This is a genomic window from Streptomyces sp. NPDC014764, from assembly GCF_043082785.1.
Classification (GTDB): domain Bacteria; phylum Actinomycetota; class Actinomycetes; order Streptomycetales; family Streptomycetaceae; genus Streptomyces; species Streptomyces althioticus.
Genome location: NZ_JBIBXY010000002.1, coordinates 601879 through 625161 on the forward strand (window position 1 = coordinate 601879; position 23283 = coordinate 625161).

Below are 23283 nucleotides of genomic sequence, written 5' to 3' on the forward strand. Positions count from 1 at the left end.
CCATGAAGGTCGTCCCGCCCGCGGGCGCCACCGACGTCCGTTACGGCAGCGCGACCTTCATGCCGGTCGACGACAAGATTCACCTGCACCCGGGCCTGCTGGACGTCGTGCCCGGCGCCGAGACCGTGACCGAGCAGCTCTTCCGCGGCACCTACGCACCTCAGATCACGGTCAGCTGGCGCAACGCGGACGGAGAGTGGCAGCAGGCCCAGCCGATCGCGCCGGAGGTGCCGCTCACCAGGGCGACCACGGTCACGCTGGATCTGCGCAAGGCCAAGCCCTTGCGGGTGCAGTACCCGGAGCGCACCGAGACCTACAGCGCGTCGGCCTCCGCCAGCCGGGTCTCGGCGACCGGCGCGTGGGTGAAGTCCACGACGCTCCAGGCCGACTACAAGGCCGGTGAGCCGAACTGGTGGGTCCTGCCCACCGGCAAGATCAGCATGGGTGCCTTCACCCACGACTTCTACAGTGCTCGGACGACTCCCGTCGTCACGCTGCGGGCCACCGGCGGCGGCGCGCCCATCAGCCTGTCCGCCCGCTACGTGACCCCGAACACGTCGTTGGACGAGACACAGATGTGGCTGAGGGCCAACGGGGACCCGAGTTTCCGTGAGGCGGCGATCCCGGTTCCCCGACTGCCCGTCAAGGGACATCTGCCCGTCAAGGGACATCTGCCCGTGGTCTACGCGGGGCGTGGGTCGGCCGCCGAGCTGGCCGACGTCGACGCGCGCGGCAAGCTCGTGCTCCTGACACCGTCCGACATCTGCGCGGGTGTCTGCGACTTCGCCAAGCTGCGTGACGAGCGGGTGGCGGCGGCCGCCGCGGCCGGAGCCGTCGGTGTGCTGGTCTCGGCTCCGGACCTCACCTCGCTGGGCCGTCCCTCGGAACTCGACCAGTGCCCGGACGGACCGCAGAGCTGTCCGCCGGTCCAGACCTACGGTGCCCTGCCGGTCGTGAGCGTGCCGTACACCGAAGCCGGGGACCTGATCGAGCGGCTCACGTCCGACCGGTCGAAGGTGAAGATCGATCTTGGCGGAAGCGACGTGCCGAACGTGTACGTCGCCCGGTACCACGACGAGGGACGGATCCGGCCGGACGACTACCGGGTCGAGAAGGGCGACCTCGACCAGGTCGACCTCTTCTTCCACGCGGCACGACCCGGAGTGGTCCATCAGCTCAGTTGGATGCAGCATCTCCGGGCCACGCCCATCACCTCCCAGGTCTCCATGCCCCAGCCGTCCACGCAGCAGCGCATGAGTGTCTTCGTCAAGCGGCAGGACGACGCGATCAGCCGGTTCACCGCCTCGTGGGCCGACCTCGGAGCGGACTCCTTCCTGGAGCACAACCGCCAGGAGGTGAACGACCTGGTCCTCACCGGCAAGGACGAGGTCCACTACAACGCCGGGCCCGCCGTGCCGGGAGCGATCCCACAGACACGGACCGAGTCCGGCTTCTCCGTCGCGGCAGGACCGTGCTCGGGCTGCCGGCAGGGCGACACGTTCTACCCCACCGTCTATCTGACGGGCAGCGGTACGGGCGGCCGCCAGGCAGTGATGGGCATCGAGGACAGCGAGTTGATCAGCAACTCGTTCACCGAAGTCCCCGCCTGCGGGCCGGCCCCCTCAGTCACGTTGCCGAACCTCGACTTCACCTGCGACGTCAAGTTGCTGAACGCCTCCGGTGACGAGGTCGAGCGCCGTACGGAGCACCTCCCCGACTTCGACTACACGCTCCAGTGATGGCACCCGAATCCGCGAAGGAGACCGACACGATGACCATCTGTGCGCCGGCGGCACGGCGCCGCGGAGGAGCCCTCGCAGTGCTCGCAGCGGCGGCGGTGCTGGCACTCTCCGGCTGCAAGGGAGGCGACCTCGTCTCCTACGACCTGCCGTCGAAGTCGGCCCGGTACACGTTCGAGGCGCAGACCGACACGGTCAGGACGGTGTGGGAGTACAACTCCGCCAGGGCGACCAAGGACGACGCACCGGAACTCAGCCCGTGCATGGGTGATGCGGTCGGCGGCAACGGGGCGGCGTGCCGCCCGGAGCCGCTCATCTTCCTGCGCTACGACTTCGGTCTGGACCTCGACAACACCGTCAGGGCCGGGCGGAAACACGAGGTCGGCATCGTTGCCTACTACCAGGAACGTCTCACCACGCCGCCCACGGTGACGTCGCTCAAGGCGGAGGTCAGCTTCGACGGTGGCAGGACATGGCGCCCGACGGCCACCAAGGCCGCAGGGAAGAACACCTTCACCGCGACGATCGACAATCCTCGGCAGGACCAGGCCGCCAAGGGGGTCGGGTTGAGGATCAGTGCCACCGACGGCCAAAGCAACACCGTGAGGCAGACGATCCCGGTGGCGTACACGCTGCGCTGACGAACGCGGTGTGAGCGCCGGACAGGGCGGGAAGCGAGGCCGAACCTCGTTTCCCGCCCTGTGCTTGTCTGATCGAAGGCGGACCGACCGGTTACCGGCGAGCATCGGTTCGGCCACCCGCCGAGCCGGCCGGGGTGCCGCCCGGCATGCTCCGGCACGACGTCCAGGAGACCTTCGTCCGCCTCGACCCGATGCGACGGAAGAGGGCCCGGGCCGGCACACCGTCCTGGGCTCCCACGGGCCGGCCTCCGGCCATCAGGCTCCCGGGGCCGGGAAGGTCCCCTGCCAATGGACCGAGGGCCACCGGCCGTCCCCGGCCGCGGCGCGCAGCAACGCGACGAGAGTCCGCGCCACCGCTTCGGTCGCCGCCGACCGCCGCCGTGAACGAGGCATGGCGAGCACGAGCTGGCGCAGCGCCTCGGGGTCGTCGAGTCCGGCCATCGACAACGACCGGGACGAGACCTCGTCGGCCACGCAGATGGCCGGGAGGACGGCCCAGCCGTGGCCCTTCGCCACGAGTTGTTTCTGCACCCGCGCCGAGTTGGTCTCCAGGGCGACGTGCACGGTCGTCCCGGCGCGTGCGGCCGCTTCTTCGAGGAGGGTGCGAAGTCCGTTGCCTCGGGCAGGAGCGATGACCGGGTGGCGTGCGACCTCATTGAAGGACACCGGCCGGTCGGGGCTCAGTCCCGCATCCGGCGGCGCGACGGCCCACAGCGCCTCGGTGGCCAGCGGGGTGACCGAGATGGCGGAGGGGTCGGTCACGCCGAACAGCAGCGCCACGTCGAGGGCACCGTCGTAGAGCCACTGTCTGAGGTGACCGGCGAAGGCCGTGTAGAGGCGCAACTCGACTTGCGGGCACGTGCGTGCGAGGCGGGTGACGAGCGGCTCGGCGACAAGGTCGCTGACGCTTTCGAGCAGCCCGACCGCGACGATGCCACGCGGAGAGCCGGCGTCCTGACGAAGCTCGGCCTCCGTCCTACCTCGACCGCATCGCCTTCTCGGTCTCGGCGAGCCCGATGATGGAGGCCCTGCACGTCACACCTGTGCAGTTCGGGTTCGTGACGACGCTGTTCAACATCGGGTACTTCCTGGCCCAGATACCCGGCGGGCTTCTCATCCAGCGGGCAGGGCCCCGGCGCGCGATGGCCGTCGCTCTCCTCGCCTGGTCGCTGTGCACCGGGCTCACCGGTGTCGCCGGCACGGTGCTCGTGCTGGGAGTCGTCCGCTTCGCCTTCGGTGTCGGCGAGGCGCCGGTCTTCACCGCGGGCAACGCCTTCTTCGCCAACTGGTTCCCGAAACGGGAGCACGGCCGTGCGAACGCGATGATGAACGCTGGCGCCTTCCTCGGCCCGGCCGTCGGTCCCGTGCTGCTGGTGCCGTTCATCCAGCACTTCGGGTGGCGGGCCGCGTTCTACCTCTGCGCCACGCTCGGTGCGGCCACGACGGTCCTGTGGCTGCTCTCCGTGCGTGACCGCCCGCAGCGACACCACCGCGTCAACAAGGCGGAGGTACGGCTGATCACCGAGGGATCCGACGAAGCCCCGGCCCCCGGGCCCGTGCCGTGGTCGGCCTTCCTGCGTCAGCGATCCTTCTGGGCGATCGCCTTCGCCTACTTCGGCACGCTGTGGACCGTCCAGTTCTTCATCTACTGGCTGCCCTACTACCTGCAGAAGGCCCTCGACGTCCCCTTCGGCGACGTGGGCACGTACACGGGAGTCGCCTTCGCGTGCATCACGGTCAGCGTGCTGGTCGCGGGCGTCGTGAGTGACTGGCTCCTGCGGTCCGGGCGGTCCCACTACCAGGCCCGGAATCTGGTCGCCGTGGCCGGTCTCGCTGTCGCCTGCGGCGGTTTGGTGATGAGCCAGACGACCCACGACGTGACGACGAGTGTCGTCTGGCTCAGCATCGCGCTCGGCGGGGCCGGCTTCGGTCAGACCCTCGCCTGGGCGATCGCCACGGAGATCGGCCGGTCCCACACCTTCGCCGTCGGCAGTTGGATGAACGCGTGGGGGTTCGTCGCCGCCGCCATCGTGCCCACGCTCGCCCCCGTGATCGCCGACCACTTCAGCTGGTCCAGCGTCATAGCCGTGAACGCGGTCGTGACCGTCTTCGGAATCATCGCCTTCCTTCTGACCGACACGAACAAGGCGCTTCACGGCAGCACCGAAGTCCCCGCCCGGGTGCAGACGTTGGCATGACGTCCACGTCGCCCGGTGCCCGGCCCCACCACTGGGCAGGCACCGGGCGAGGCGGCCACCACCAGGACCGGGCCGTCCCGGTGGCTCCTGGCCTCGCGCCCGCCCTCTCGGGCGGTACGTCCTCGCAGCTCAGCCGTGTGACACGTTCAAGCCGTAGAACGCCACGCGAGCGCCCTTGGACGTGCTGTTCGAGGAGGACTGGTTGTACGACCCCGCCTTGAAGTACTGCTTGTAGCGGAAGAAGGACGACGGGATCGCGTAGTGGGTGGTGCTGCCGTTGACGGTCAGGTCAATGGTGTCGCCGCCCGATACGGCGATGGTGTAGGTCCACGTTTTGCCGACGGGGACGTGCCCCACCGTGTGCAGCGTCTGACCGCCCTCGGGTGAGTTCTCCGTGCCGACGACGATGTCGCCGCTCGCCCGGTAGTACAACTCGACGAGGGGCTTGGTCGACGGGCCTCCGGAGCCCAGGTGGATCTGCCCGACGCACACGTTGGAGGTCACGGACACGACGCGCAGGGTCGCGTTCAGCCGGTGACTACCGCTCAGGGACCAGTCGGCGGCGCCGCCGCCGCGGTTCATCTCACGCAGCTCGGAACGGGCGTACTTGGAGTTGGGGGTGGTCACGCCCTTCTCCGGCGCCCAGAAGGTCATCGCACCGTCGCGGGAGTCGGTGTAGAAGTAGGCGTCCTGGAAGCCACCTGCACCCTGGAGCCGGGAGGACGGCACCGTGGTCGGCTTTCCGGGGGATCCGACGGGCTCCTGCAACTGCCACACGGACAGATCGAAGTTGCCCCCGGGCGCCACGCGGGGGTCGGCCGCGACGGCGTTCGGACTTCCGCAGAGGACGGCTACACCCCATGTCGCCGTGACGGTCGCCGCGGCCAGGAACTTGGAACGGATCATGACGGAGTCCTTGTGAAGTGGGGGGGATCGCACAGAGCACCCGACCGCGTTCTCATACATGAACCTTGGATACTCATGTGAATAGCGCTGGCGTGGGGAACTTATGGGCCCGAGAGGCCGCCGTCAAGGGGACGGCCGAGCGGGCCTCCCCCGGAGGCGGGCAACGAGACCGGCGGCGCCCACCGCGCCGGCCAGGGCGTCCCGCACCCGCCGGGCCGCATGAACCGGCAGGCAGGCCGGCCGGTCGGCCGAGGCTGCACGACGCCCGGCCCCCACCACACCCTCACGTGCCGACGCATTCCGCTCACCGGAACTCTGCTTGCTCCGGCCGCGGCGGCGAGGTGTCCTGGTGCGCAAAGCAGGACGACTTCGATTGTCGGCGGCAGAAAGCTGCCCGGCCCCGAGGCAGAGGTGTGCGTCACCCCCAGGCCTCCGCGTCAGTCGACAACAGCACGAAGGCCCTGAAAGGGCGACCGGAAGGCCACATCTGCCATGCAAGCAACCCGTGCTCGATACGACTTCATAGTTGTCGGCGTTGGAACGGCCGGCAGCGTCATTGCCGCGCGGCTGTCAGAAGACGAGAACACAAGCGTCCTGCTGCTGGAGGCCGGTGCAGCCGGCACCCCGCCGGTCGGCGCCGTACCACCGGCCTGGCCCGCACTGCTGGAGACCCCCGCCAACTGGGGTGACACCACCGTCGTCCAGGCCGCCACGGGCACCTCCGTGCTCCTGGCGCGCGGACGCGTGCTCGGCGGCGGTTCGGCGATCAACGCCATGGCGTTCGTTCGCGGCCACCGCTCGAGTTACGACGCGTGGCCGGAAGCGGGGGCCGAGGGCTGGGGATTCGACGACCTGCTCCCGTACTTCAAGCGCAGCGAGAACACCGCCGGCCGGGACCCCCGGCTACGCGGTGTCGGCGGTCCCCTCACAGTGGGACCCGCCAGTCCGCCGAACCCGGTGGTGGCCGCCCTCCTTGAAGGCGCCGAGCAGGCGGGCCACCGTCGGGCCGCCGACATCAGCGGCGGCGCCGAGGAGGGTTTCGGCTGGAGCGACCTCAACATCGTCGACGGGCGACGGCAGAACGCGGCCGACGCCTACCTCAGGCCCGTACTGCACCGCCCCAACCTCACGGTGACCACCGACGCCCTGGTGCACCGCCTGCACCTCAGCAACGGTCGCTGCACCGGCGTGGAGTACAGCACGGGCGACAGCCACAGCACCGTCCTGGCGGACAGTTCGACGGAGGTCGTACTGGCCGCCGGAGCGATCGGGTCGGCGCAGCTGCTCATGCTCTCCGGCATCGGTCCGCAGGCACACCTGAGCGAGCTGGGCATCGATGTCACGCTGGACCTTCCGGGGGTGGGGACCGGTCTTCACGACCACCCCATCGGTTACGTCATCCACCACTCCGCCCAGCCGGTTCCGGCGGGAGCCAACAACCACGGCGAGGCCCACGGGCTGCTGCGCGCCGATGCCGCTGCCGACGGGCCGGACCTCCAGATGTTCTTCGTGGACATCCCGATCCCGATCCCCTCGGCCGAGGTGCCGGAGATGGGCCACGGGTACGCCATAGGCGTGTCCCCGATGCGGCCGCACAGCCGTGGGACGGTTCGCCTGGCGAGCGCCGAGCCCGGCGCTCTTCCCCGAGTGGACCCGAACTACTTCGGTGACGACCGCGATCTCGCCACCATGGTCCACGGCCTGCGCATGGCCAGAGAGGTGGGGCGGGCGCCCGCTCTCGCCGCCTGGCGCGGAAAGGAGGCCCAGCCGACGTCGCAGATCAGCAGTGACGACGAGCTGCGCGCCTATGCCCGCAGGACGGTCACCTCCTACATGCACCCCGTCGGAACCTGCCGGCTGGGCGACGACGCCATGGCCGTCGTCGACGGCGAACTGCGCGTGCACGGGATCGCCGGGCTCCGGATCGCAGATGCCTCTGTCTTCCCGTCGATCCCCTCGGCCAACACCAACGCCACCGTCTGTGCGGTCGCCGAGCGCGCCGCCGACATGATCAAGGGCTGACACTGCGGGGCCGGCGCTCCCGCTCCGCCCGCCGGACGGGAGCGCCCCCCGCCCCCCTCATGCACGACCTCTTGCCCGCGAGGTCGTGGAAGCCTACCGTGACCAGTCGTACACATAAACTCAGTTCATGTACATGAATGGGCGTGTGATGGTCGGTAGATTTCACAGGCGCGTGCTCTTCATCCTCGTCCTGGCGTTGCAGGTCACACTCGTCGGCGCCGCTGCCCCGACGGCACCCGCCGAAGCGGCAGGACCGGGCGCGCCGGCGACATCGGTTCTCGACGGCACCCGGATGCGTCAGGCGCTGAACCTGCTGCGCCGAGGCGACCCAGAGGTCCGCCAGGCCGTGGCGAACCTGACCCGTCGGGCCGACGGCTGGCTGGACCAGGGCCCCTGGACCGTCACGGACAAGCCGCGCCCGGCGCCGAGCGGCGATGTCCACGACTACCTCAGCCAGGCTCCCTACTGGTGGCCCACTCAGACCCCCACCGCCGACAACCCCTGGGGCTGTCCCTACGTCCAGCGCGACGGACAGCGAAACCCGGAAGTGGACAGCGGAACCGACCGGCAGGACGTCGAGAAGGTCTTCCGGTCGACCTACACCCTGGCGCTGGCTTGGTACTACACCGGGCGCCCGGAGTACGCACGGAAGGCCGGGCAGGTGCTGCGCACCTGGTTCCTGGACCCGGCGACGCGGATGAACCCCCGCCTCGACCATGCCCAGTTCATCCCGTGCAAGTACGACGGGCGGGCCATCGGGATCATCGATTTCTCCCAGTCGTACACGAGCGTCATCGACGCCGTCGCCATTCTCGAAACCGGCGCGCCCGGCTGGACGAGACTCGACGCCACCGCCATGCGACGCTGGAACGGCGACCTGCTGTCCTGGCTGACGAACAGCGAGTTCGGCCGCGAGGAGGCCGCGGCGACCAACAACCACGGGACCTTCTACGACCTCTTGGTCGCCGCCCTCGCCTCCTCGGTCGGCGACAGACAGCTGGCTCGCGCGACCGTGCGGGAATCGGCGACGAAACGCATCAACGACCAGATCTCGGCCGATGGCAGCCAGCCCCAGGAACTCGAACGCACCAGGAGCTGGCACTACTCCACGTTCGACCTCGTCGCCTACACGCGACTCGCCGCGATCGGCCGCCACGTCGGCGTGGACCTGTGGGCCCACCGGGGACCCGAGGGCCAGAGTCTGTTCAATGCCGTGCGGTATCTCTTGCCCGCCGCGACCGGCAGCGCCGACTGGCCCCACCCCGAGACGGATTTTCACCGATACGCCGCCGTCGATGTCGTTCGGGCGGCAGCGGATGCCGGCGACTCCGCGGCGAAGAAGGCGGTCCCGTTGCTGGAGACGCCGCCTGGAGGAGATCTGTGGCCGGTGCGGCCCGCCGCCGAACAACTCGATTCGATAGTGGGCTGAGGCCCTGCCCATGTGGGCAAGACCGCCGACGATTGTTCCACCCACCGGAACAAGTGGGCCGCACTATCGCATCGAACACAGTCGCAAGCGCCGTTGCAGGTATCGTGTCGGTCCATGTCAAGGCCTCGGCAGTCGGGCAAATGATTGGTGGGTTCGTCGAGTATGCCTGCACCGAAAATGGAACGACTGGACCTGAATCTACTCCCACCGCTGGCCGTCCTGTTGGAGGAAAAGCACGTTCCTCGAGCAGCCCATCGCTTCCATCTGAGCCAGCCCGCAATGAGTCGCATACTCCAGCGACTTCGGGACACCTTTGATGACGAGTTGCTGGTACGCACTCCGACCGGCTACCAATTGACACCCGTGGCCGAGCGGCTCCAGCGTCATCTCACCGCTCTCCTGCCACAGATCTCGAACCTCTTCAGTCCCCAGGACTTCGCCCCGCAGTTCGCATCGGAAGAGTTCGTCCTGGCCGGGACCGACTATGCGGCGTCGACTATCGGACAACGATTGATGCGGACGGTTCTGCGCGAGTCACCGAACTCGAGGCTGGATTACCAGACCTGGCACGAGGGAGTTTTCGAGGATCTCGAAAGAGGTACGATCCATCTGGCGTTCTATGGGGCCACTCCGCCGTCTTCCCTGAGTTCTGAACATCTTTTTGATGAGACCTTCGTGTGCGTGGTCGACCGAGATCACCCGCTGGCAGGCAGGAACTCCTTGGATCTCGAGACCTATCTGAGTGCCCTGCACGTGGTGGTCGATGTATTCCGTGGGAGGCAAGGCATCGTCGACACGAATCTGCACCAGGCCGGGGCCGAACGCAGCATCGGCCTGGCGGTTCCCTATCATCACGCGGCCCTGCACGCCATAGTCGGTACCACGTTCATCGCGACTCTCCCCTTACGCATTCTGGGAGGAACGCTGAACACAAACGGCGCCCTTCGGATCATTGCCGCACCCGACGTCATCAGACCCATGTCCTACCTGATGGTCTGGCACCCGCGACTCGACGACGACCCGGCGCAACGATGGATCCGGGAACAAGCCCGCGCGGCAGCCGTTCACCCGGAAGCGTCTCCCTCGCCCCGGGAGGACCGCGCTGTGCACTGACGGTTGTCGCAGACGCCTGGACAGTGACGACGCCGGCGGGCCGGGTTCCCCTGGTCGCCGCCCACTGCGTCCGGGCTCTTCGACACCGGGCGCCGATCACCTCGCGCCGACCGCCGTTCCCCGTGTAGAGACATCAGCCGACCGGTCGACGGCGCACAGTCACACGCACGCGGGGGGCCGGAGTCCGGCCCCCCGCTGCGTCAGTGTCAGTCCAGCTCAACGACGCGGTAACTGACGATCGGTGACGTCGACCTGGTCACTGTCCGCAGATCGTCCAGGTGAATTCCCGTACCCTGGCAGCCGGCTTCGTAGTAGTAGACGATCCCCTTTCTGGACGCATTCATGTTGATCACCGAGTTGGCGGGCTCAGAAAGCTCCTGGCACCCGTTGAGACTCAGGTCCACCTGCAACTCCGCGCCCTTGAAGTCAGGCTGGGTGTAGAAAGACGAAACGAACGGCGACACCGACCTGCCCAACATCGCTGCCGCACGCCGGGGATGGAGGGGTGCGGTAGTTCGACGCGCGTGCCTAGGCAGCTTCCTCACCGCACCCCGGCCCGGCCGTCGTGAGGACGACGTTGTCCAGATTCTGGCCTCGCGCGTAACGGTGCAGCTGCTGCCGCAGGAAATCGGAACTCCGGGACACGAAGGCGTCGGTGAACGCCGCGACATGCGGGGTGATCAGCACTCCCGACGATCTCCACAGCGGATGGCCCGGAGGCAGGGGCTCGGGGTCGGTCACGTCGAGAGCCGCCCGGATTCGGCCACGCGTGACCTCACGGACGAGGGCTTCCGTGTCCACCAGTTCCCCGCGTGCGACGTTGACCAGCGACGCTCCGTCCTTCATGAGCGCCAGTGCGTCGGCGTCGATCATGCCTCGCGTCTGCTCGGTCAGGGGTGCGCACAGCACCACCGCGTCGACGGTGGGCAGCAGAGCGGGCAGCTCGAATGTCCCGTGCACCATGCCCCCCCGGGGCCGGTCGCGCGGTGCGGGCGACCGGCACGACCTCACAGCGGAAGGCGCTCAGGCGCGCGGCCACGGCTTCGCCCACGGCGCCATGACCGACCACCAGGACCCGCTTGCCCGACAGTGTGGCCCGGACTTCCGGACGCCACCGGCCTTCGGCCTGGCCGCCGACGAACCTGTCGATCCCCCTCACCATGGCGAGCAGCAGAGCGACGGCGAGTTCGGCGGTGGCCTCCCCGTGCACCCCTCGCGCCGTCGCGAGTCTCACCCCGGGAGGCATCGCGGGCAGCAGCGGCCTCACGTGGTCGTAGCCGGAGCTGAGGAGCTGGAGCACTTCCAGATGCTTCATCCGCGGCAGAACGTCGGCGAGCAGTCGCTCCGACCCCATTATCGGGGGTGCGACCAGGAAACGAACGTCGCCCGGGTCACCAGGAAGCGAAGGCGAGCCATCCCAGTGGCCGTAGGAGAGTCCGGTCGGCAGGCCGGACAGGTGTTCCCGTCCGTAGGGCAGCCACACGGTTGTGCCGTCTTGCATGAACATCAGCTTCTTCTGTGTCGTGCGATGCGGGGGGGTTGGGCGGAGTGCGCCCATACGGTGCCGGAGACGCGCGAGCCACCCGTCCGACGGGGCAGCCATGGGACCGGCATCCGACGATTGCGGTATGCACACGAGCGCACCGAAAGGTCGGGTTCACGTGAGTACTGTCACAAGCCCGGACCACTGCCGGGAATCAGGGATAACAGCCCTACGCTATCGACGAAACACACGCTATCGGCGCACTATTCCCGCAGGTGAGGGCGTGCGGAGCGGCCGGGGCGGGCGGGGCGGGCGGGCGCCGGGAAGCTCACGAAGGCCCGCGAAAGCAGGACCGAGGGCGCAAGGGTGTGACCCTCGTTCGTCTCGTCGAGTCAGGCGCAGACCGGCGGCGCCTGCTCGTACCGGCCGTTCGTGAGCAACGCCCGCGACGACGGAGCCCCGTGTCCGAGCTTCTTCCTCGAGTCGCTTGAGGCGGCGCGTACGCAGGGCGCGGTTGCGCCACAGCCCTCCCGGACTCCTCGTCCTCCCGGTCCGCCGCCGGGAACCGGTGCGGTCCGAGCCGGGGCTCGGCCTGTCACACGTCAGCTCTGCGCGGAGCGATGCCGTCGATCAGGTTGGACACGAGCGCGACGACGAAATCATCCGTCACCGGTTCGTCCGGCACGAGCATCCGGTGGTAGACGGCACCCCACAGCTGGTCCACGAGGACCTGCACGTCGACGTCGGCTCGAATCTGGCCATCCTTCTTCGCCCGTTCAAGGCGCTCCGCGGCCAACCGCCTCCGTTCGGACGAGTACAGACTCCGGAAGGCCGCGGCAAGCTCGGGGTCGGCCTGGGACTGGCCGATCAGTTCGGTGACGACCCGCCCGGCAGGCGTCCGGGTCATGAGGTGGGTGAAGGCACGCAGTTGGGCTGTGAGAGCGGAGCGGATGTCACTCGCGTCGTTGAAGGTGAGCGACTCCTCAACCGCATGGAAGTAGCCGTCCAGCGCGAGAGCTCCCTTCGACGGCCACCACTTGTACAGCGTGGTCTTGCTGACGCCGGACAGCCGGGCCACTCGCTCGAAGGTCAGATCAGCGATTCCTTCATTCAGGAGCAGTTCTCCCACGACGCGGAAGACATCCGCGCGTACCTCGTCGACCGGGCGGCGTCCGCGTCCACGCGCCGGACGGTCACCGGCGTCCGGCGTCTGCCGCTCCGTCACGATGCCTCTCCCTCACTCGGCCCTGTCGTGCAAGTCTAGGACGCGTCCTCCTCGCGCCGAGGGCGCGTGCACAGGGCCGGGCGGCTGCTCATCCGGTCAGACTTCGACCTCGACGGTACTCGGGAGTTCGGGCTCGGAAGACGCCGCGGCCCGGACGGAGGCGCTCGGCCCGGTGCAGGGGAGCGAGTACGGTGAGTCCGCCGATGATCGCGGTGAGGAAGAAGGCGCCGAACACGATCGCTCCGGTCACCAGTCCCGGCATCAGCCCGTGTGCGGTCACGACGGCTCCGAGTGCGGGCGCTCCGATCCCCTGGGCAAGATAGCCGACCAGGTAGCCGCCGGAGACCATGCCGGCCCTGTGGTGCGAGGGCGCGTAGCGGTTGAACACCGTCAGGCCGCCGGCGAAGTCGAAGGCGTACGCGGCGCCCGCGACCGCTGAGGCGAGGAAGAACAACCCCAGCGAGTGCACGGCGCCCGTGATGACGAAGAGCCAGACCGCGGCGATCGATCCCGCGGCGCCGAGCACCACGAGCAGCCATACGTGTATGCGCCGGGCGGCGAGCGCGAAAAGCGTGATGCACGCTGCGAAGACCGACAGCAGCACACCCGTGACCAGGGCGTTGACGGACCCCGCGAGCTGTTGCGCGATCTTCGCACCGAGCGGCAGCACGATCGCCCCGAGCAGGAACGAGGAGGCGAAGGCGAGCGAGCCGGCCAGGAAGACCAGTCGCCTGCCCCGGGGAATGACGATCGCCCGGACGCGCCACGGTTCCTTGGCCTCGTCCCGGGTGTGCCGCGGCATGCGTGCCACGAGGAAGCCCACCACCGCGATCACCGCTGCGAGCAGGAAGAAGTTCAGGTGCAGGGGGAAAGGCGCGTACTCGGTCAGAGCACCTCCCACCACCATGGCCAGAGCGATGCCGAGTGCGGATACGGCCGTGCTTGCGGCGCCGGCACGCTTCTCCTGACCGGGCGCGCTGTACTCCACCATCGCCACGCTGGCGGGGCTGATGGACAGGCCCACTCCGAGACCCATGAAGGCTCGGCCCAGCAGGAGCCACCCGACGTCGTTCGCGAGCGCGAAAAGCAGGACGCCGACGAGCTCCGCGGCAAGACCGAGCAGGATCGAGGCCCGCCTGCCGATGTGATCCGAGAGGTTCCCGAAGAGGATCAGCACGGGTATGAGCGCAATCGGGTAAGCGGCGAAGATCCAGGTGATCGTCGTCGTCGAGACCCCCCACTCACTTTGGTACAGCGGGTACGCCATGGTCGGGCACGCACTGGTCCACAGCGCGAGTGCCACCACTGCGCCGGCGGTCCAGAAGCTGCCACGGGTTCCTAGGGACGGCACGAGGCCTCCAAGAGTGTCTACGGGCGGCAAGACCGTCACCAGCCCATCTAAGTTCTAAAAAGGAAGTTAGACCCCTGTGTTCAGTTTTGCAACTCAGCGCTAGACTGGGCACATGGCCAAGGCGCTCGGCAAGGACTCGACCTGCTCCATCGCGCGGAGCCTTGAAGTGCTGGGTGACAGCTGGACCCTGCTGATCGTCCGCGAGGCGGTGGTGGCCCGGGCCACCCGGTTCCAGGAATTCCGGGACGCACTCGGCGTCGCGCCGAACATCCTGACCAAGCGCCTGACCATGCTGGTGGAGCAGGGGCTCATGGAACGTCGGACCTACCGCGAACCCGGGGAACGGGCCCGCGAGGAGTACATCCTGACCGAGTCAGGGCGCGACCTGAGCCTGATCATCGCCGCCCTGGCCTCCTGGGGCCGCAACCACCGCCCCCGGCCCGACGGGACGTCGCCCCTCTTCGCACTGGAGGACTCGGGAACGGTCGCCCGGCTGGCCTTCGTGACCTCCGACGGAGCGGCGGTGCCCCCGCACGCCCTCACAGCGCGGCGGACCGAGGACGCCGTCCTCGACGACACCACCGACGCCACACCGAGGCGGCGCTGAGACCTGGGGCACACGCCCTGGGCCAGGACCGTTCGAAGCGGCAGAGGCCCGCCCTCCCCCGGCGATCACCTCACGCGGCACTCGGGCGCGTGGCGCCGGCAGAACTCACGGCCGGGGCCCGGATGTCACCGGCCACAGCACCTGGATCCATTTGGCAAACCCACCCCGTCGGCGTATGTTCGAGCTACAGGCCGCCCCCCGACTGACAGTCATGCATCTGTGAGGTCGAGGAGAGGCGCCGCTTTCCTGTGCCTACCCCGAACAGCGCGTGAGGCAAGGCGCTTTGTGCGATCAGTGCCTGTTTCTGTGATGGGAGAAGGAATTTGCAGCAGAATTTCGCGCGACACCCTGTTCGCGCCCTGATGAGGCTCCTCGGACTCGCGGCGGCAGCTGCTGTGCTGGCTGCATGTCAGAACTCGGGGAACGCCCCCACGTCCTCCCTCCCCACACCGAGCGCGGACCGCGCACAACCAGGCGCTGTTCTGATCGATCCCGGAGCAGGTAGTGACCGTGTGCCCGTCGACACCAAGGTGCGAGTGTCTGCACCCCGAGGCGGCGAACTGACCTCGGTGCACGTGAGCTCCCTCGGCCCGGGGAGGGTAAGCGGCACTCTGTCGCAGGACCGGGAACGCTGGACGGCCACCACGCCCCTGGCTCCTGGAGCGAGATACACCGTGTCAGTTCGAAGCACGGACGCTGCGGGCAAGACGCTCACCAAGACGGCCACGTTCACCACCGAGCCTGCTGAACGTACCTTTGTGGGTGAGTATCACCCGGACAAGGGAACCACCGTCGGTGTGGGAATGCCGATTTCCATAGTCTTCAACCACACCGTCGCCGACCGTGCCGCCATAGAGCGGAACCTCTCCGTATCGTCCTCGCCGGCAGTCGAAGGCGCCTGGAGCTGGATGAAGGACCGGGACGGCAACGATCGGATCGACTACCGCCCTCACCGGTACTGGCGCCCGAACACCCAGGTCACCCTTCGCATGCACCTGGCCGGCGTGGACGCCGGCGACGGGGTCTACGGCACGCAGGAGCGGACCGTGCACTTCAGGGTGGGCCAGTCGGTGGTTACCACTGTCGACGCGGCCGACAAGACGATGACCGTCGTCAAGAACGGGACCACGCTTCGCACGTTGCGGGTTTCCGCCGGTAAAGAAGGTTTCGAGACATGGAACGGGACCATGCTCGTACTCAGCAAGGTCCCCACGATACGCATGGACTCTTCGACCGTCGGCATCTTCGGACAAGAGGCGTACGACCTGGGTGAAGTCAAATGGGATGTTCAGCTCACCCCGTCCGGAACATATGTGCACGCGGCCCCGTGGAACGCAGGCAAGTTCGGTCTCGTGAACAGCAGTCACGGTTGCATCGGGCTCAGCACCGAAGACGCCAGATGGTTCTACGAGCAAGTCAACCCGGGCGACCCGGTCACGGTCATTCACTCTGCCGACACCGTTGCCGTGAACAACGGATACGGTGACTGGAACGTCGACTGGTCGACCTGGACGTCAGGGAGCGCTCTGACTGAGCCTTTTCCATCATCGGCCTGAGCTGACCAGATACAGGGTCAGGACGGGTTTTGCGGAACCTTTGCCCGGGGTTGGGCGTTGGGCCAGTGAGCGCGCGGGAGCGGGTTCGCGAGATGACTTCCGACGATTACCGAGGTGACCCAATGGCAGTCTGGGACAAGCTCAAGGATCAGGCCAAGGCTCTCCAGCAGAATCAGGGCGGGCGTGGCGCCACCGGTGGGCAGAGCGTGGGGACGAGGTCCGGCGGTGGCAGCAAGGCCCAGCTGATCGGTGTGCTGAAGACGCAGCTCGGCTCGCTGAAGACCGAGTTGAAGAGCGGTGCCTACCGGGACGCGAGCATGGCGGTGTGCGCGCTGGTCGCGGCGGCCGACGGGCAGGTGGATCCGGCCGAACGGCAGCAGGTCGAGTCGATGATCCTCAGCAACGATGTGCTCCAGAACTTCCCGCCGGAGCAGCTGCGGCAGCGTTTCAACAAGCATGTCGACCAGCTCACGATGAACTTCCAGCACGGCAAGGCCGAGGCCATGCAGGAGATCGCCAAGGCCGCCAAGAAGCCCACCGAGGCCCGGGCCGTTATCCAGACCGGCATGGTCATCGCCGGTACCGACGGTCACTTCTCCCAGGCAGAGGCGACGGTCCTGCGCGAGGCCTGCGTGACGCTGGGGCTGTCCCCGGCCGAATTCCAACTCTGAGTCCGGCTGCGATTCGACCCCTGGTTCCGCTCTGATCAGCGATCCGGCTAGGCCGCTTCTCTCTGATCACCGGATCGTTGATTTGGGTGCGTCGTTGACTGACGCCCAGTGGGCCCGCCCTGCTCGCCCACACCGACACCGAAGGCGACCTGAACGGGGCCGTCGCAGTCGACTCCACGACCGTGCGTGCGCACCAGCACGCTGCCGGGACCCGTCAAAGGGGGCCCCTCCCGGCGAGCCGGACGACCATGCCCTCGGACGCTCCCGCGGTGGCCTGGCCACGAAGGGCGCGAGCACCCGCCGACCGATCGAAGCGGCCCTGGCTTCCGGGACCCGCACCGCACGTTTGGTCCCTGGCGTGGACACCACAGTCTTTCGCCCCGGCCTGGACGGCGGCCCGATGCGGGCCCTACGGCCTGGGCCGGCGGCCGGTGATCCACCCCCACCACACGCTCCCCTCCTTCTACGCCGCGGGTGACGCCTTCGCCATGCCCTGCCGACACCGTGGACGCGGCCTGGGGGTGGAGGGCCCGGGCATCGTCTACCTGGAGACCGCCGCGTCCGGACTCCCCGCCCTTGCGGGTGGCAGCGGCGGCGCCCCCGACGCGGTACGCGATGGTGAGACCGGCTATGTCGTCGACGGCGATCCGGTGGCAGCGGCGGCGGACAGGGTGACCAGATTCCTCCGCAAGCCCGAACTCGCCCACACCGCAGGAGAAAAGGGTCGTCACCGGGTCCAGACGAAGTGGACCTGGGACCGCTCCTACGCGACTCTGACCAGGCCGCTTCGCTCTGAGGGAGCGGCAGGGTGAGTGAGCGCAAGCCATACCCCAGCGACCTCTCCGACGAACGGTGGACACTGCTCGAACCGGTGATCATGGCCTGGAAACAGAACCGGTTGGGCCGGTCGGCGACCGGCGACCCCGGCTCCTGCGATCTCCGGGAGATCGTGAACGCGATCTTCCATTGGAACCGGACGGGATGTCAGTGGCGCTATCTGCCCTAACGCCCTTTGAGGTGCAGGCCCTCGTGCGTTGGCGCCGATGACGATGAAGCCTGGCAGCTCGGTGAGCAGATAATCGGTTGCCTATTGGCGATGGTGGTGTATCCAATGACCGGCATGATCACCCGGTAGCGCCCGCCGCGACGAGACGTGATGAGCGCGAACCGCCGGCCCCGGCCGGCGCACGATCCGGGCGGACTGCGACCGCACCGTCACAGGGGAGAAGTCACCCGATGAGCACGCCATCATCGCCGTCCGGAGCGGAGCACACAGACGGGTCGTCCGTCCGCCTGGGTGCTCTCGTACCGCTGACGCGCCCCGGCTGGGTGGAGGCGGGCCGACACCTGCTCGCAGGACTCGACCTGGCCGTTCGTGACGTCAACGATGCCGGCGGGATCGACGGCAGACCACTGGAGTTGGTGGTCCGGGACACCGCGGCCGATCCGGAGCGGGCCTCGGCGGCCGTGGACGAACTGGCCGGCCTGGGCGTGGCCGCCGTGGCGGGCGAGTACCACAGCGTCGTCGCCCGCGCAGCCGCCGCCCGGGCCGACGCCCTCGGCGTGCCGTTCCTCTGCTCGTCCGCGGTGCTCGACCCACTCACCGAGGAGCCGATGGAGTGGGTCGCGCGCCTGGCCCCGGCCCAGTCCCACGGCTGGGCGGTCTACGCGGACTTTCTCCTCGGCGCGGGCCGACGTCGGATCGCCGTGGCGACCCAGCCGAGCGTCTACTGGGCGTCCGGGACCCGTGTCCTTCGGGACCACCTCGCTCCGCGCGGCGGTACCGTCGTCGAACTCGACGCGAACGCGCTCAGCCCCGAGGCCCTGTGCGACGCGCTCGTCGACCACGGCGCGACGGCGCTCCTCCTGCTGGTCGGCAATCCGGAGCCGGCGGTGCCGATCGTCAGAGCCGTCCGTGGCGACCGGCGGCTCGCGGAGATCCTGATCGGCGCTCCGGCCGGGCAACCGGAGTTCGCCGAATGGGCCGAGGTGCTGGGCGAGGACGGCACCGGGATCCCGTTCCTGCGCTACCTGCCCGAGCGCCTCGGTCCGCTCGGCGAACGCGTCGGGAAGGAGCTCCGCGAGCGGCTGGGCGAAGCGCCCTCCTTCGTCGCCTTCGAAGGCTGGGACACCGTGACCGTCCTCGCCGACATGATGCGTTCCCACGGCACGGACCGGGCGGCCATCGCCGAGTCATGGCCGCGCGTGGCGGTCGAGGGCACCCGCGGGCCGATCCGGTTTTCCCGCACGCCGGGCATCAACGTTTGGCAATCGGCTTGGACACCGATCCAAGTCGTTGATCGGGACCCGGCGGAGCCCGATCGCTTTCGGATCCTCCACGCTGGCTGAGAGAATACGGAGGCCCAATTGCCCAGATGTGGCCGAGTTTGAGGCTTTCTATCTGTCCACAAGCCTGTTCACGTGACAACTACCGTGCCCGGGTTCACCAACTGACGTGCTGAACCGTCAGGCTGCAAAGGGCTTACTGGCTGATCGTTACGGCGCCCGGCCAGGCCACCTCAACGAGTGCGACGCGCCCTGCGACGAGGCTTTCAAGAACCTCAGGGCCGTTTCCCGTTCCAGCAGCCCGTCGCAGCGGTTGCCGACACGTAGTCCTCGAATGCCCTGGGAGGCCGTCCCAGGGCACGGACCACGCCGTCCGCGACCGCCCCCGACCCGTCTCGGCCTTCGCCGATGGCGACGTGAAGCACTGTACGCGCGTTCGCGACACGAGCAGGCAGGCCCTCATTCAGCAAGCGCTCGGTGTAGGCCTGCTGGTGCGTTTCGACGTAGCGGATCGTTCGCCCGGTCGCCCGGCCTATCAGGTCGCCCACCTCCGCGAATCCGATCGCCCGGGGGCCCGTCAAGTCGTACACCTGGCCGGCGTGACCCTGCTGTGTGAGTGCCGCCACGGCCACATCGGCGATGTCCTCGGCATCGATGAACGACACCTCCCCCTTGCCGACCGGTAGACGGAGGGCGCCGGCCAGAACGTCGGACAGCCAGTACGACTCACTGAAGTTCTGTGAGAACCATGTCGGTCGGAGCACGGTCCACTCGACGCCCGCTGCGCGCAGTTCCCGCTCGGCGATTTTCAGGGGGAAGTCCTCATCTGCCACTCGCACCCCGATTCCGGACAGGAGCACCACACGTCGAACACCTGCGGAAGCCGCCGTGGAAAGGAACTCACCGAGTATTCCCTGGGTCGCCAGGTGCGCTTGCGTGCTCGGCACCATCAGGTATACGGCTGATATGTCGCGGAGTGCGGGAGCCCAAGTGGTGCGGTCGGCCAGATCCATGGGGAATGAGACGTTGGAGGGTGAGGCTGCCCGAACAGGCCAGCCCATGTGCTCCAGGCGCAGAACAACCCGACGGCCGGTTTTTCCCGTACCACCCACGACCAGGATCCGATGCACGCCGTTCTCCGATCAGACGAGGCAAGCGCCCCACATTCCGCACGTGCGAGCCACAGGGTCGGTTCGCTTGTGCACTAGCCGCATCACTTACATCACGGCATGCGCAAATCCGGCAAGTCTTGTTCCGCTCGTCGAAACAACCGCCTGCGTCACGGCGTGTCCATCGTTCGCCTCGCGCCGCACCGGCACCCGCGGGCCGGAGCAGCGCTCACCGCACACGGCTCCGGCCCGCGGGGCGTGCACGCGTAGCTTCCGACGTTCACTGCCCGGCTGAGCGGCTTACCGTGCGGTGAGTTTCTGGTGAACCTCGTAGGCATTGCGCTCGACCCGGTTGGAAAGAAGCTTGCCGTCCCCCCGGATCTCCCAGACTGCCGTGCCGCACATCTCTATCGGCTGGCCGTCGGGCCGCGTACCGAACGCTCCGTTGTTCCTGCCGGTGATCCGCCACAGCGAGGCGACGCGGGAGCCGTCGTGGTTCTCGAAGGACTCCACCACCGTGAACTCGAAGTCATGGATGGCGGCTCCGAACGCCCGCGCCCACTCCTTGAAAGCGGAGCGGGACTCGATCCGCTTGCCCCCGGAGACGAGGACGAAGTCCTCCACCACGAGGTCGTCGATGGCGTCGTAGTTCTGCGGCGACTGCCAGACGTGTTCCCAGAAGTTGTGCACCACGTCGACGCCCGAGCGTTTCGTCATCGTCGAATCCCCTTCAGCGGTACGGCGTCCGGCTCTCGGCGGCACGCACGTCACGGCGCCACCAGGAACCTGCCCTGTCGGCCTCGGCACACCCCGTGGCTGCACGGGCGACGACGGAGGGCTGACTTTGATAATCAAACGTAGCATGATCTTCCCCTGTCCGACGGATCGCCCCTTCACCGAGGGATCCTGGAGACGAAGCCGGGAACCGGCCGAAGGACGTCGATTAGCCCAGGTCGAGTCGGAGGAGGATGGTCCAGGGCCACGGATCGGCCCCGTGGCACGACGCGGCAACCGGCGCGCGGCAGGGTTCCCCGAGGGGTGTTCCGCGGCCACCGGACCGCCCGCGGCCGAGACGTGGATTTGGTTGCCGGACTCACGTCGAGCGTCATACCGTGGTCATATGAGGGCAGAAGTGGCGCCGCAAGACCAGGTGTGTTCAATTCAAAGCAGCCTTGAAGTCCTCGGCCAGAAGTGGGTGTTCTTGATCGTCCGAAATGCGCTGCGCGGCACAAGGAAGTTCTCCGATTTCCGCCGCGAACTGCGCATGCCCAGCGACGTTCTGAGCGCGCGCCTGACGGCCCTGGTGGATGCCGGGATCTTCACGCGTCAGTCGTACCAGGAGGCGGGATCGCGGATGCGGTGGGAGTACAAGCTCACCCCGCGGGGCCAGGAACTCAAGGTGGTCCTCGCCGCGCTGCAGCAGTGGGGCGAGCACAACAGGCCGAGCACAGGCGTACCCGCCACGTACGTCCGGGACCGTAGCGGCGGCAACGTCCGAGTGGCACTGCTCGACGAGGACGGGAGGGTGCTGAACACCGACGACGTTCACCTGGTGTCCGCCGTCGTCGCCCACCGGATCAACGGAAGCAGTCCGAGCACCCCCGAGTAGGGCCGTACCCGAGTGACCGTCTTCGATGTCGCCTCTTCGGGGTGAGGACGGCGGGATCGCCGCGGCGATCAGGGCGGTGGCAGGCCGGCCGGCGGTGCGGGAGCAGCGGAGCGGAGGGCACACCGGGCTCGCCTCGTACTCGTTGCGGAAGGATGCACCCCATGCTGGAGATCGCCGAGCAGCTCCACCGGTGGGCCGGGCAGGGCCGCGTGTTCGCCGTGGCCACCGTGGTCGCCGTCGGCGGCAGCGCCCCCCGGCAGCCGGGTGCCGCCCTCGCCGTCGACAGCGAGGGCACGGCCGTCGGGTCGGTCTCCGGCGGATGCGTCGAGGGCGCGGTGTACGAGCTGTGCCGGCAGGCGATCGAGGACGGCACCACCGTGCGTGAGCGCTTCGGCTACAGCGACGACGACGCCTTCGCGGTGGGCCTGACCTGCGGCGGCGTCATCGACGTGCTGGTCACCCCGGTGCGCGCCGACGACCCCTCGCGCGCGGTGTACGCGGCGGCCTTCGCCGCTGCCGCCCAAGGCCGGGCTGCGGCGGTGGCCCGCGTCACCGAGGGCCCCGCCGAGCTGCTCGGCGCTCCTCTGCTCGTCCACCCGGACGGCTCGTACGACGGTGCGCTCGGCGGGCACCCCGAACTGGACCGTACGGCCGCCGCCGAGGCCCGCGCGATGCTCGACGCGGGCCGCACCGGAGAGCTCGTCATCGGGGCCGAGGGCTCCCGCTGCGGCAGCCCTCTCAGGTTGCTCGTCGAGTCCAGCGTGCCGCGGCCCCGGATGATCGTCTTCGGGGCTGTCGACTTCGCCGCGGCCCTGGTGCGCGCGGGCCGCTTCCTCGGCTACCACGTGACCGTCTGCGACGCCCGCCCCGTATTCGCCACCGCGGCCCGCTTCCCCGACGCCGACGAGATCGTCGTCGAGTGGCCGCACCGCTATCTGGCCACCACCGAGGTGGACACGCGTACGGTGCTCTGCGTGCTCACGCACGACGCGAAGTTCGACATCCCGCTGCTAAAACTGGCGTTGCGACTCCCGGTCGCCTACGTCGGCGCGATGGGCTCGCACCGCACCCACAGGACGCGCGACGAGCAGCTGCGCGAGGCCGGAGTCCCCGAGCACAGACTGGCCGCGCTGCACTCGCCGATCGGTCTCGACCTCGGTGCCCGGACACCGGAGGAGACGGCCCTGTCGATCGCCGCCGAGATCGTCGCGGTGCGGCGCGGCGGCAGTGGCGTGTCGCTGAAGGGCGCCCACACCCCGATCCACCACGAGAGCGGAGCGCCGCTGGTCCCCGTGGGGTGATCCGGCCACCCACGGGTGACCGCTGCGCGCGACAGCC

General features: G+C 68.5%; 17 protein-coding genes and 5 pseudogenes. 14 read left to right on the top strand and 8 right to left on the bottom strand.

The window, feature by feature from the left end:
* Positions 1-2 precede the first annotated feature (2 nt).
* Together ACF1AG_RS07730 and ACF1AG_RS07735 are read left to right on the top strand one after the other, a co-directional pair.
* The gene (locus ACF1AG_RS07730; RefSeq protein WP_391809529.1) at positions 3-1739 is read left to right on the top strand and encodes a PA domain-containing protein; all 1737 of its coding nucleotides are present in this window, start codon (positions 3-5) and stop codon (positions 1737-1739) included.
* On the top strand, positions 1739-2380 hold the full coding sequence (locus ACF1AG_RS07735; RefSeq protein WP_391809474.1) for a hypothetical protein: 642 nt from the start codon (positions 1739-1741) through the stop codon (positions 2378-2380). The genes ACF1AG_RS07730 and ACF1AG_RS07735 overlap by 1 nt, the downstream gene beginning before the upstream one ends.
* Before the next feature lie 255 nt (positions 2381-2635).
* Here ACF1AG_RS07735 and ACF1AG_RS07740 read toward each other — a convergent pair.
* A pseudogene (locus ACF1AG_RS07740) lies at positions 2636-3316 on the bottom strand (LysR substrate-binding domain-containing protein); the annotation flags it as partial.
* A 50-nt stretch (positions 3317-3366) separates the two neighbouring features.
* On the opposite strand from ACF1AG_RS07740, the pseudogene ACF1AG_RS07745 reads away from it, so the two are divergent.
* A pseudogene (locus ACF1AG_RS07745) lies at positions 3367-4578 on the top strand (MFS transporter); the annotation flags it as partial.
* Between the two features lie 129 nt (positions 4579-4707).
* On the opposite strand, the gene ACF1AG_RS07750 reads toward ACF1AG_RS07745, so the two are convergent.
* Positions 4708-5484 (bottom strand): polysaccharide lyase family 7 protein, encoded by a 777-nt coding sequence (locus tag ACF1AG_RS07750; RefSeq protein ID WP_387795509.1) that lies wholly within the window; start codon positions 5482-5484, stop codon positions 4708-4710.
* Between the two features lie 492 nt (positions 5485-5976).
* On the opposite strand from ACF1AG_RS07750, the gene ACF1AG_RS07755 reads away from it, so the two are divergent.
* The 3 genes from ACF1AG_RS07755 to ACF1AG_RS07765 all read left to right on the top strand — a co-directional run bounded on the left by ACF1AG_RS07755 (position 5977) and on the right by ACF1AG_RS07765 (position 10048).
* Positions 5977-7506, top strand: a complete 1530-nt coding sequence (locus tag ACF1AG_RS07755; RefSeq protein WP_391809475.1) for a GMC family oxidoreductase — start codon at positions 5977-5979, stop codon at positions 7504-7506.
* Positions 7507-7654: 148 nt separating this feature from the next.
* Positions 7655-8935, top strand: coding sequence for an alginate lyase family protein (locus ACF1AG_RS07760; protein WP_391809530.1), 1281 nt, complete (start codon positions 7655-7657; stop codon positions 8933-8935).
* Between the two features lie 177 nt (positions 8936-9112).
* Entirely contained in the window at positions 9113-10048 is a 936-nt protein-coding gene (locus ACF1AG_RS07765; protein WP_391809476.1) for a LysR family transcriptional regulator, read from the top strand.
* Between the two features lie 206 nt (positions 10049-10254).
* Here ACF1AG_RS07765 and ACF1AG_RS07770 read toward each other — a convergent pair whose 3' ends face one another.
* The 4 genes and pseudogenes from ACF1AG_RS07770 to ACF1AG_RS07785 all read right to left on the bottom strand — a co-directional run bounded on the left by ACF1AG_RS07770 (position 10255) and on the right by ACF1AG_RS07785 (position 14146).
* The gene (locus ACF1AG_RS07770) at positions 10255-10512 is read right to left on the bottom strand and encodes a hypothetical protein (RefSeq protein ID WP_359600411.1); all 258 of its coding nucleotides are present in this window, start codon (positions 10510-10512) and stop codon (positions 10255-10257) included.
* A gap of 64 nt (positions 10513-10576) precedes the next feature.
* Positions 10577-11549, bottom strand: a pseudogene (locus ACF1AG_RS07775) (2-hydroxyacid dehydrogenase).
* A gap of 577 nt (positions 11550-12126) precedes the next feature.
* Positions 12127-12756 (bottom strand): TetR/AcrR family transcriptional regulator C-terminal ligand-binding domain-containing protein, encoded by a 630-nt coding sequence (locus ACF1AG_RS07780; RefSeq protein ID WP_359600414.1) that lies wholly within the window; start codon positions 12754-12756, stop codon positions 12127-12129.
* An 88-nt stretch (positions 12757-12844) separates the two neighbouring features.
* The gene (locus ACF1AG_RS07785) at positions 12845-14146 is read right to left on the bottom strand and encodes an MFS transporter (RefSeq protein ID WP_391809477.1); all 1302 of its coding nucleotides are present in this window, start codon (positions 14144-14146) and stop codon (positions 12845-12847) included.
* Positions 14147-14219: 73 nt separating this feature from the next.
* On the opposite strand from ACF1AG_RS07785, the gene ACF1AG_RS07790 reads away from it, so the two are divergent.
* The 6 genes and pseudogenes from ACF1AG_RS07790 (at position 14220) to ACF1AG_RS07815 (ending at position 19290) form a co-directional block, all read left to right on the top strand.
* Positions 14220-14714, top strand: a complete 495-nt coding sequence (locus ACF1AG_RS07790) for a helix-turn-helix domain-containing protein (RefSeq protein WP_359600417.1) — start codon at positions 14220-14222, stop codon at positions 14712-14714.
* Positions 14715-15076: 362 nt separating this feature from the next.
* A complete protein-coding gene (locus ACF1AG_RS07795; RefSeq protein WP_359600465.1) occupies positions 15077-16270 on the top strand; it encodes an Ig-like domain-containing protein in 1194 nt (397 codons plus the stop codon).
* Between the two features lie 122 nt (positions 16271-16392).
* Complete coding sequence (locus ACF1AG_RS07800; protein ID WP_391809478.1) at positions 16393-16941, top strand: tellurite resistance TerB family protein; 549 nt, start codon at positions 16393-16395, stop codon at positions 16939-16941.
* Between the two features lie 146 nt (positions 16942-17087).
* Positions 17088-17750 (top strand): annotated as a pseudogene (locus tag ACF1AG_RS07805) (hypothetical protein); the annotation flags it as partial.
* Positions 17750-17944, top strand: a pseudogene (locus tag ACF1AG_RS07810) (transposase); the annotation flags it as partial. The pseudogenes ACF1AG_RS07805 and ACF1AG_RS07810, both read left to right, overlap by 1 nt.
* Positions 17945-18177: 233 nt before the next feature.
* A complete protein-coding gene (locus tag ACF1AG_RS07815; protein ID WP_359600422.1) occupies positions 18178-19290 on the top strand; it encodes an ABC transporter substrate-binding protein in 1113 nt (370 codons plus the stop codon).
* A gap of 212 nt (positions 19291-19502) precedes the next feature.
* Here ACF1AG_RS07815 and ACF1AG_RS07820 read toward each other — a convergent pair whose 3' ends face one another.
* Both ACF1AG_RS07820 and ACF1AG_RS07825 read right to left on the bottom strand, forming a co-directional pair.
* The gene (locus tag ACF1AG_RS07820; protein WP_359600423.1) at positions 19503-20357 is read right to left on the bottom strand and encodes an NAD(P)H-binding protein; all 855 of its coding nucleotides are present in this window, start codon (positions 20355-20357) and stop codon (positions 19503-19505) included.
* Positions 20358-20636: 279 nt separating this feature from the next.
* Entirely contained in the window at positions 20637-21053 is a 417-nt protein-coding gene (locus tag ACF1AG_RS07825) for a nuclear transport factor 2 family protein (protein WP_359600425.1), read from the bottom strand.
* Positions 21054-21456: 403 nt separating this feature from the next.
* On the opposite strand from ACF1AG_RS07825, the gene ACF1AG_RS07830 reads away from it, so the two are divergent.
* Both ACF1AG_RS07830 and ACF1AG_RS07835 read left to right on the top strand, forming a co-directional pair.
* Positions 21457-21945, top strand: coding sequence for a helix-turn-helix domain-containing protein (locus ACF1AG_RS07830; RefSeq protein WP_359600426.1), 489 nt, complete (start codon positions 21457-21459; stop codon positions 21943-21945).
* Between the two features lie 161 nt (positions 21946-22106).
* Positions 22107-23246: an XdhC family protein gene (locus tag ACF1AG_RS07835; RefSeq protein ID WP_391809479.1), complete on the top strand. Its 1140-nt coding sequence runs from the start codon at positions 22107-22109 to the stop codon at positions 23244-23246.
* The last annotated feature ends 37 nt before the right edge of the window (positions 23247-23283 follow it).